Here is a 1,612-nt window from a genome sequence, read left to right as displayed (position 1 = left end):
ACGGACGTCCGAAGACTTCCACGGCGCTTCGGGCGGTTAGTATCACAAGGTTCGCCATGGGCGCGTTCACACGGGTACGGGAATATCAACCCGTTGTCCATCGACTACGCCTGTCGGCCTCGCCTTAGGTCCCGACTTACCCTGGGCGGATTAGCCTGGCCCAGGAACCCTTGGTCATCCGGCGGCAGAGTTTCTCACTCTGCTTTCGCTACTCATGCCTGCATTCTCACTCGTCCAGCCTCCACACCTGGATTCCTCCGGCACTTCAACGGCTGAACGACGCTCCCCTACCCATCCCAGCAAAACTGGAATGACACGGCTTCGGCGGTGTGCTTAAGCCCCGCTACATTGTCGGCGCAGGACCACTTGACCAGTGAGCTATTACGCACTCTTTAAAGGATGGCTGCTTCTAAGCCAACCTCCTGGTTGTCTGGGCGACCCCACATCCTTTCCCACTTAGCACACACTTAGGGGCCTTAGCCGGCGTTCTGGGCTGTTTCCCTCTCGACTACGAAGCTTATCCCCCGCAGTCTCACTGCCGCGCTCTCACGTACCGGCATTCGGAGTTTGGTTGATTTCGGTAAGCTTGTGGGCCCCCTAGACCATCCAGTGCTCTACCTCCGGCACGAAACACACGACGCTGCACCTAAATGCATTTCGGGGAGAACCAGCTATCACGGAGTTTGATTGGCCTTTCACCCCTAACCACAGCTCATCCCCCAGGTTTTCAACCCTGGTGGGTTCGGGCCTCCACGCAGTCTTACCCACGCTTCACCCTGGCCATGGCTAGATCACCCCGCTTCGGGTCTAGACCACGCGACTCAACCGCCCTATTCGGACTCGCTTTCGCTACGGCTACCCCACACGGGTTAACCTCGCCACGCAGCACTAACTCGCAGGCTCATTCTTCAAAAGGCACGCCGTCACCCCGAAAGGCTCCGACGGATTGTAGGCACACGGTTTCAGGTACTATTTCACTCCCCTCCCGGGGTACTTTTCACCTTTCCCTCACGGTACTAGTCCGCTATCGGTCACCAGGGAGTATTCAGGCTTAGCGGGTGGTCCCGCCAGATTCACAGCAAATTCCACGAGCTCGCTGCTACTTGGGAACACCATCAGGAGATACCGGGTTTTCACGTACGGGACTCTCACCCTCTACGGCCACGCTTTCCAGACGCGTTCCGCTAACCACAGTATTTTCTAACTCCTCGACCGTCCGGCAGAACGATCAGACAGGTCCCACAACCCCGCACACGCAACCCCTGCCGGGTATCACACGAATACGGTTTAGCCTAATCCGCTTTCGCTCGCCACTACTCACGGAATCACGGTTGTTTTCTCTTCCTGCGGGTACTGAGATGTTTCACTTCCCCGCGTTCCCTCCACACGCCCTATGTGTTCAGACGTGGGTGACCCCACATGACTGGGGCCGGGTTTCCCCATTCGGAAATCCTTGGATCTCAGCTCGGTTGACAACTCCCCAAGGCTTATCGCAGTCTCCTACGTCCTTCATCGGCTCCTGGTGCCAAGGCATCCACCGTGTGCCCTTAATAACTTGCCACAAAGATGCTCGCATCCACTGTGCAGTTCTCAAAGAACAACCAGACACCAT

The 1,612-nt window shown here is 57.1% G+C and carries 1 rRNA gene (only partly in view); it reads right to left on the bottom strand.

What is annotated here, in order from left to right:
- Window positions 1–1,561 (bottom strand): 23S ribosomal RNA (locus ACFXGA_RS39570) (it extends 1,614 nt beyond the left edge of the window).
- Window positions 1,562–1,612 lie beyond the last annotated feature (51 nt).

It is taken from the genome of Actinosynnema sp. NPDC059335 (genome assembly GCF_042752395.1).
Taxonomy (GTDB): domain Bacteria; phylum Actinomycetota; class Actinomycetes; order Mycobacteriales; family Pseudonocardiaceae; genus Actinosynnema.
The sequence above is the reverse complement of the archived record's forward strand: the minus strand, read 5'-3'. Positions and strand labels throughout refer to the sequence as shown.